This window comes from Pseudomonas sp. Ost2, assembly GCF_018326065.1.
Lineage (GTDB): Bacteria > Pseudomonadota > Gammaproteobacteria > Pseudomonadales > Pseudomonadaceae > Aquipseudomonas > Aquipseudomonas gingeri.
In genome coordinates this window covers 7,350,024-7,357,961 of record NZ_AP021904.1, presented here as the reverse complement: position 1 = coordinate 7,357,961, position 7,938 = coordinate 7,350,024, and the positions used below count along the sequence as shown (strand labels likewise).

The 7,938-nt window shown below is 58.7% G+C and carries 8 protein-coding genes; all 8 read left to right on the top strand.

The window, feature by feature from the left end; genetic code table 11:
- Window positions 1–366 precede the first annotated feature (366 nt).
- The 8 genes from rpmH (at window position 367) to rsmG (ending at window position 7,922) form a co-directional block, all read left to right on the top strand.
- Window positions 367–501, top strand: a complete 135-nt coding sequence (rpmH, locus tag KI243_RS32770) for a 50S ribosomal protein L34 (protein WP_003213577.1) — start codon at window positions 367–369, stop codon at window positions 499–501.
- Window positions 502–517: 16 nt separating this feature from the next.
- Complete coding sequence (gene rnpA, locus KI243_RS32765) at window positions 518–919, top strand: ribonuclease P protein component (protein WP_212811269.1); 402 nt, start codon at window positions 518–520, stop codon at window positions 917–919.
- Window positions 912–1,157, top strand: coding sequence for a membrane protein insertion efficiency factor YidD (gene yidD, locus KI243_RS32760; protein ID WP_039792602.1), 246 nt, complete (start codon window positions 912–914; stop codon window positions 1,155–1,157). The genes rnpA and yidD overlap by 8 nt, the downstream gene beginning before the upstream one ends.
- Window positions 1,158–1,159: 2 nt before the next feature.
- Window positions 1,160–2,839, top strand: a complete 1,680-nt coding sequence (gene yidC / locus KI243_RS32755) for a membrane protein insertase YidC (protein ID WP_017129285.1) — start codon at window positions 1,160–1,162, stop codon at window positions 2,837–2,839.
- An 81-nt stretch (window positions 2,840–2,920) separates the two neighbouring features.
- On the top strand, window positions 2,921–4,291 hold the full coding sequence (gene mnmE, locus KI243_RS32750) for a tRNA uridine-5-carboxymethylaminomethyl(34) synthesis GTPase MnmE (protein WP_017129286.1): 1,371 nt from the start codon (window positions 2,921–2,923) through the stop codon (window positions 4,289–4,291).
- A gap of 74 nt (window positions 4,292–4,365) precedes the next feature.
- Complete coding sequence (locus tag KI243_RS32745; RefSeq protein ID WP_244861802.1) at window positions 4,366–4,845, top strand: MEKHLA domain-containing protein; 480 nt, start codon at window positions 4,366–4,368, stop codon at window positions 4,843–4,845.
- A gap of 543 nt (window positions 4,846–5,388) precedes the next feature.
- Window positions 5,389–7,281 (top strand): tRNA uridine-5-carboxymethylaminomethyl(34) synthesis enzyme MnmG, encoded by a 1,893-nt coding sequence (gene mnmG, locus KI243_RS32740; protein ID WP_177087356.1) that lies wholly within the window; start codon window positions 5,389–5,391, stop codon window positions 7,279–7,281.
- On the top strand, window positions 7,278–7,922 hold the full coding sequence (gene rsmG, locus KI243_RS32735; RefSeq protein ID WP_017129288.1) for a 16S rRNA (guanine(527)-N(7))-methyltransferase RsmG: 645 nt from the start codon (window positions 7,278–7,280) through the stop codon (window positions 7,920–7,922). The genes mnmG and rsmG overlap by 4 nt, the downstream gene beginning before the upstream one ends.
- Window positions 7,923–7,938 lie beyond the last annotated feature (16 nt).

Sequence of the window (7,938 nt, the reverse complement as noted above, 5' to 3'; positions counted from 1 at the left end):
GTGGGTAACCGGCCTGTGGATAACATGCCATTCCACACACAGCTTATCCGACAGCGCAGCACAGGCAGGACACCGTTTCCCCACCGTGTTGTCATTCTCTGTACAGTAGGCAGTTAAAGGCCTCGTGGCACTTATCCACAGAGGATGGCTTCCTAAGCTTTTATAAGCTTTACAGAAAAGCTTTAAATAATTCCCTTCTTTATTTCTATATCTAGGTCGCGAGCCGATCAAGCACACGGACCCTGAATACCTATATGAAGTAAAAGCTGGTTGGAAATTGACCTAGAGGCTTGCTTTCTCTAGAATCCCCGGTCTCTTAAAACGGGGGCCATTCCGGCCCGTTGTGACGAACCAGGTAGCAACGCCATGAAACGTACTTTCCAACCCAGCACTATCAAACGCGCCCGCACCCACGGTTTCCGTGCTCGCATGGCAACCAAGAACGGCCGTGCCGTCCTGTCGCGTCGTCGCGCCAAAGGCCGCGCTCGTCTGGCAGTTTGATAATCCGGCACTGGTGGTGAGTCAGGACTTCAGTCGGGAAAAGCGTCTGCTTACGCCACGACATTTCAAGGCAGTCTTTGACTCCCCTACCGGCAAGGTTCCGGGGAAAAATCTCCTGCTCCTTGCGCGCAACAACGACCTCGATCATCCCCGCCTGGGGCTGGTTATCGGTAAAAAGAGCGTGAAGCTCTCCGTTGAGCGCAATCGCCTCAAACGTCTGATGCGCGAATCGTTCCGTCTGCACCAGGATTCACTGGTCGGCTGGGACATTGTTATCGTCGCGCGCAAAGGTTTGGGGGACGTAGAAAACCCCGAATTGATTCAGCATTTCGGCAAACTGTGGAAACGCCTGGCCCGTAATACGCCGGCAGCCACCGTCAAAACCGAACCTGCAGGGGTAGACAGTCCAGATGCGTAAACTGGCGCTCGTTCCGATCCAGTTTTACCGCTATGCCATCAGTCCCCTGATGGCCAGTCACTGTCGTTTCTACCCCAGTTGTTCCTGCTACGCGTACGAAGCCATCGAAACTCATGGACTCCTGCGCGGTGGCTGGCTGACCTTTCGTCGTTTAGGTCGCTGTCATCCGTGGAATGCCGGTGGTTATGACCCGGTTCCACCTATCCCTACCTCCCGTTCTTCTTCGATGGCCGAGTAATCATGGATATCAAACGCACGATCCTGATCGTCGCCCTGGCAATCGTGTCCTACGTCATGGTTCTCAAATGGAACCAGGACTACGGTCAGGCTGCCCTGCCGACTCAGAATGTTGCCAGCACCACCGTTTCTGGCTTGCCGGATACGGCAACCGGCAGCAATGCCGCCGCCAGTGATGACATTCCACGAGCTGCCAATGACACCAGTGCTCCTGTTGAAGCGCCGGTGGCCGCCAGCAAAGACCTCATCCATATCAAGACGGATGTGCTCGACCTGGCTATCGATCCAAAAGGTGGGGATGTCGCGCAACTGAAGTTGCCGCTTTATCCACGTCGCCAGGATCACCCGGAAATTCCGTTCCAGCTGTTCGACAACGGTGGCGAGCGTACCTATCTGGCTCAAAGCGGCCTGATCGGCGCCAACGGCCCGGACTCCAGCTCCGCCGGTCGCCCGTTGTACTCCTCCGAACAGAAGAGTTATCAACTGGCTGACGGTCAGGACAAACTGGTCGTCGACCTGAAGTTCAGCGAAAACGGCGTCAACTACATCAAGCGTTTCAGCCTGAAGCGCGGCCTGTATGACGTGACCGTTTCCTACCTGATCGACAACGAAAGCGCCCAGCCATGGTCGGGCGCGATGTTCGCCCAGCTGAAACGCGACGCCAGCGCCGATCCTTCTTCCAGCACCGCCACCGGTACCGCGACTTACCTGGGCGCCGCCCTGTGGACAAGTTCCGAGCCGTACAAGAAAGTGTCGATGAAAGATATCGACAAGGGCCCGCTGAAAGAAACCGTCCAGGGTGGCTGGGTTGCCTGGCTGCAACACTACTTCGTGACCGCGTGGGTCCCTGCCAAGGGCGACAGCAATGTCGTGACCACCCGCAAGGACAGCCAGGGTAACTACATCATCGGCTACACCGGTCCTTCGCTGACCGTGGCTCCAGGCCAGAAAGTCGAGACCAGCGCGGTCCTCTACGCCGGTCCGAAGAGCCAGGCTGTGCTGAAAGAGTTGTCCCCGGGTCTGGAACTGACCGTTGACTACGGCATCCTGTGGTTCATTGCCCAGCCGATCTTCTGGCTGCTGCAACATATCCACAGCCTGCTCGGCAACTGGGGCTTCTCGATCATCGTCCTGACCATGCTGATCAAAGGGCTTTTCTTCCCCTTGTCGGCCGCCAGCTACAAGTCGATGGCGCGCATGCGTGCCGTTGCTCCGAAACTGGCTGCGCTGAAAGAGCAACATGGCGATGACCGGCAGAAAATGTCGCAAGCCATGATGGAGCTGTACAAGAAGGAGAAGATCAATCCGCTGGGGGGTTGCTTGCCGATCCTCGTGCAGATGCCGGTCTTCCTCTCGCTGTACTGGGTTCTGCTGGAAAGCGTGGAAATGCGTCAGGCACCGTTCATCCTGTGGATTACCGACCTGTCGATCAAGGATCCGTTCTTCATCCTGCCGATCATCATGGGCGCGACCATGTTCATCCAGCAGCGTCTGAACCCGACTCCGCCGGATCCGATGCAGGCCAAGGTGATGAAGCTGATGCCGATCATCTTCACCTTCTTCTTCCTGTGGTTCCCTGCCGGTCTGGTGCTGTACTGGGTTGTGAACAACTGCCTGTCGATCACCCAGCAGTGGTACATCACACGTAAGATCGAAGCCGCTACCAAAAAAGCCGCTGCGTAACTTACTCTGTGGATAACCACTCAAAACGCCCCCTAGTGGGGCGTTTTGCTATCTGTCACTTTCTGCTTTGAGGCCCGCTCCATGAACGTCCCTCGGGAAACCATCGCCGCCGTTGCCACCGCCCAGGGCCGTGGCGGGGTCGGCATCGTCCGTATTTCCGGGCCTCTGGCGCAAAGTGCGGCGCTGGCCATCAGCGGTCGTGAGCTGAAACCGCGTTTCGCCCACTACGGTCCGTTCCACGGCGACGCCGGCGAAGTACTCGATGAAGGCCTCGCGCTGTATTTTCCGGGGCCGAATTCGTTCACCGGCGAAGATGTCCTGGAACTGCAGGGCCACGGCGGCCCGATCGTCCTCGACATGCTGCTGCAGCGTTGCCTGCAACTGGGCTGTCGACTGGCTCGCCCCGGTGAATTCAGCGAGCGCGCATTCCTCAATGACAAGCTCGACCTGGCCCAGGCCGAGGCGATCGCCGACCTGATCGAGGCCAGTTCGGCCCAGGCCGCGCGCAATGCCTTGCGCTCGCTGCAAGGGGCGTTCTCACAGCGTGTGCATAACCTCACCGAACAATTGATCGGCCTGCGGATCTACGTGGAGGCGGCCATCGATTTTCCCGAGGAGGAAATCGACTTCCTCGCCGATGGCCATGTGCTGACGATGCTCGACGCCGTGCGCGACGAGTTATCCACAGTGATCCGCGAAGCAGGGCAGGGGGCACTGCTGCGGGATGGCATGACCGTGGTCATCGCCGGACGGCCGAACGCCGGAAAATCGAGCCTGCTCAATGCCCTGGCGGGTCGCGAAGCGGCAATCGTCACCGAGATCGCCGGGACCACCCGGGATATCCTGCGCGAACATATCCACATCGACGGCATGCCCCTGCACGTGGTCGACACGGCCGGATTGCGGGATACCGACGATCATGTGGAAAAGATCGGTGTGGAACGAGCCCTCAAGGCCATCGGCGAGGCCGATCGGGTATTGCTGGTGGTGGACGCCACCGCGCCGGAGGCTGTGGATCCTTTTGCCTTGTGGCCGGAGTTTCTCGAACAGCGACCGGATCCGGCGAAAGTCACGCTGATCCGCAACAAGGCCGACCTGACGGGAGAGGGTATCGCCCTGGAGGTCAGCGCGGATGGCCACGTCACCATCAGCCTCAGCGCCAAGGCCGGTGGCGAAGGCCTGGAGCTGCTGCGCGACCACCTCAAGGCCTGCATGGGTTATGAACAGACATCGGAAAGCAGCTTCAGCGCTCGCCGCCGGCACCTGGAAGCCCTGCGCTTCGCCAGTTCGGCACTGGAGCACGGTCATGCACAGTTGACCCTGGCAGGTGCCGGAGAGCTGCTGGCCGAAGATTTGCGTCAGGCACAGCAATTCCTTGGGGAAATCACCGGTGCCTTCAGCTCCGACGATCTGCTGGGAAGAATCTTTTCGAGTTTTTGTATCGGGAAATGACCAAGCGGAGGCGGTCCGGTTATCCACAGTTGCTGTGAATGCATCAGGAGCACGACTGGACAGGGAGGGCGTCCTTGAACCTTACACACCGACGTAGCGGGGAAATGATGAGTTCGTTGTCCATTGATCCAGCCTTTTTCGAGCTTCTGACCGGGAGTTATCAACGGCTTGTCGGTCAGCCACTGGTGCCGCAGGGCAGTGATGCGACCTGGTTGTACGAGCGGGCGCCCTTTTGCGTGCTGTCCCACAACACCGATGCCGATCCACGTTTCATCTATGCCAATCGGGCTGCGCAGCACTGTTTCGATTATGACTGGGTGCAGTTCACCCAGTTGCCGTCGCGACTGTCCGCCGAGGCGCCGAACCGTGCGGAACGCCAGTCCTTGCTGGATCGCGTCCATCAACAGGGTTATGCCAGCGGCTACACCGGGATCCGTATCTCCAGGACGGGCAGGCGCTTCTGGATCCGCGAAGGCCTTGTCTGGCAATTGCAGGATGCCGAAGGCGTGATTCACGGCCAGGCTGCCGTATTTCATCGCTGGGACGATGTCTGATTCCACTTCCTGTCTTGCATGGGGGCCGGGCCTGATCCCGGCGTCTCCTCTGTTTCTGCTGCACTGATCCTTCCGCTCTCTTGATGAATTCCGGCTCGCGGAGGGTTTGCGCGTGCCTGCGATTCACCGGGAAAGCGATTTTTTGTGGATTAAGCCCTGTGAATAACTGCCCTTCAGCTCGGTTGATAACCAGGCCTGAAAACTGAGGATGAACCCGCTTGTGGATAAGCGGCGCTTTAATCCACAGGCTTACACCGGTTATCCCAAACCCTCCCTGGCACATGACCACAGACTTATGAATCTCTGTACATACCGTAAAACAAGGTCTGCAGAACCTTATCCACAGAATGGGTGCTCACTAAGAATAAACATAAAAACAAAGCTTTAATAAATTTCTCTCTTTTAATTTCTATTACCTCCGATTATCCACAGCTGGTTAAATTTTGTGCAAAGGGTTCTTTAGGAAGGGCGAATTCCCTATACTTGTTCATTCAGTCCAAATTTTTCTTATTTACCTACCTGGAAGCAGGCACGAGGTGCGTGGTGGATTTCCCTTCCCGTTTTGAAGTGATCGTCATCGGCGGCGGTCATGCCGGTACCGAGGCAGCACTAGCATCAGCACGCATGGGGGCAAAAACCCTGTTGCTGACGCATAACGTGGAAACCCTCGGTGCAATGAGTTGCAACCCTGCCATCGGTGGCATCGGCAAGAGCCACCTGGTCAAGGAAATCGACGCCCTCGGCGGCGCGATGGCCATCGCCACCGATAAAGGCGGCATCCAGTTCCGGGTTCTCAACAGCCGCAAGGGCCCGGCCGTGCGTGCCACCCGTGCACAGGCCGACCGCGTGCTGTACAAGGCCGCTGTTCGTGAAATCCTGGAAAACCAGCCGAACCTGTGGATATTTCAACAGGCCGCCGACGACCTGATCGTCGAGCAGGACCAGGTTCGTGGTGTCGTGACCCAGATGGGCCTGCGTTTCTTCGCCGAATCCGTGGTATTGACCACCGGGACCTTCCTCGGTGGACTTATCCACATCGGGATGCAGAACTATTCCGGTGGCCGCGCCGGCGATCCGCCGTCGATTGCCCTGGCTCACCGCCTGCGGGAACTGCCATTGCGCGTCGGTCGCCTGAAAACCGGCACGCCGCCGCGGATCGACGGCCGTTCCGTGGATTTCTCGGTGATGAGCGAGCAACCGGGTGATACGCCCATTCCGGTGATGTCGTTCATGGGCTCGAAAGAGCAGCATCCGCGCCAGGTGAGTTGCTGGATTACCCACACCAACGCCCGGACCCACGAGATCATCGCGGCCAACCTCGATCGTTCGCCGATGTATTCCGGTGTGATCGAAGGGATCGGCCCGCGCTACTGCCCGTCGATCGAAGACAAGATCCATCGCTTTGCCGACAAGGAAAGCCACCAGGTCTTCATCGAGCCGGAAGGCCTGACCACCCACGAGCTGTATCCGAACGGGATATCCACATCCCTGCCGTTCGACGTGCAGTTGCAGATCGTCCAGTCGATCCGTGGCATGGAAAACGCCCATATCGTTCGTCCGGGCTATGCCATCGAATACGATTACTTCGATCCGCGTGACCTGAAGTACAGCCTGGAAACCAAGGTGATCGGCGGCCTGTTCTTTGCCGGCCAGATCAACGGCACCACCGGTTACGAAGAAGCCGGTGCCCAGGGTTTGCTGGCCGGCGCCAACGCCGCGCTGCGTGCCCAGGGCAAGGACAGCTGGTGTCCGCGTCGCGACGAGGCGTACATCGGGGTACTGGTCGACGACCTGATCACCCTAGGTACCCAGGAACCGTATCGGATGTTCACCTCCCGCGCCGAATACCGGTTGATCCTGCGCGAAGACAACGCCGACCTGCGCCTGACCGAAAAAGGTCGCGAGCTGGGCCTGGTGGATGACGTGCGCTGGGCGGCTTTCTGCAAGAAACGCGAGAGCATCGATCTGGAAGAACAGCGCCTGAAAAGCACCTGGGTACGCCCGGGCACCGAGCAGGGCGATGCCATCGCTGAGAAGTTCGGTACGCCGCTGACCCATGAATACAATTTGCTGAATCTGCTGAGCCGTCCGGAAATCGACTACGCTGGTCTGGTCGAAGTGACCGGACAGGGCGCACAGGATCCACAGGTCGCCGAGCAGGTCGAGATCAAGACCAAGTACGCCGGCTACATCGACCGCCAGCAGGACGAGATCGCCCGGCTGCGGGCCAGCGAAGACACCCGGTTGCCTGTGGATATCGATTATTCGAACATCTCCGGCCTGTCGAAAGAGATCCAGAGCAAGCTCGGCGCGACCCGTCCCGAGACCCTGGGCCAGGCCTCGCGGATTCCCGGTGTGACGCCGGCGGCGATTTCCCTGTTGATGATTCACTTGAAAAAACGCGGCGCGGGCCGTCAGTTGGAGCAAAGCGCTTGAGTTCGTTGGTCACCTCGCAACACGCCGAAGAGTTATCCACAGGTGCTCGCCAGCTCGGTGTCAACCTGAGCGCAACCCAGCACGAACAGTTGCTGGGCTACCTGGCCCTGTTGATCAAGTGGAACAAGGCCTACAACCTGACCGCGGTGCGCGATCCGGACGAAATGGTTTCACGGCACCTGCTCGACAGCCTGAGCGTGATGTCCTTTGTCGAAGACGGTCGCTGGCTCGACGTTGGCAGCGGCGGCGGCATGCCGGGTATTCCCCTGGCGATCCTGTTTCCCCGGTCGCCAGTGACCTGCCTGGACAGCAATGGCAAGAAAACCCGCTTCCTGACCCAGGTCAAACTCGAACTCCAACTGGATAACCTGCAAGTTATCCACAGTCGCGTCGAAGCCTTCCAGCCGCCGCAGCCGTTCAACGGGATCATTTCCCGGGCGTTCAGCAGCATGGAGAACTTCAGCAACTGGACCCGCCATCTCGGCGACACTGACACACGCTGGCTGGCAATGAAGGGCGTCCATCCGGCGGATGAGCTGGTAGCATTGCCGGCAGACTTCCACCTCGATAGCGAACACGCCTTGGCCGTACCCGGTTGCCAAGGCCAACGTCATCTGCTGATACTGCGCCGCACGGCATGATTGGGAACACAAGCAA

Excerpts from the sequence above, each read along its gene's own strand:
- rpmH (WP_003213577.1), top strand. The coding sequence starts at position 367 with ATGAAACGTACTTTCCAACCCAGCACTATCAAACGCGCCCGCACCCAC.
- mnmE (WP_017129286.1), top strand. The coding sequence starts at position 2,921 with ATGAACGTCCCTCGGGAAACCATCGCCGCCGTTGCCACCGCCCAGGGC.
- yidD (WP_039792602.1), top strand. The coding sequence starts at position 912 with ATGCGTAAACTGGCGCTCGTTCCGATCCAGTTTTACCGCTATGCCATC.
- yidC (WP_017129285.1), top strand. The coding sequence starts at position 1,160 with ATGGATATCAAACGCACGATCCTGATCGTCGCCCTGGCAATCGTGTCC.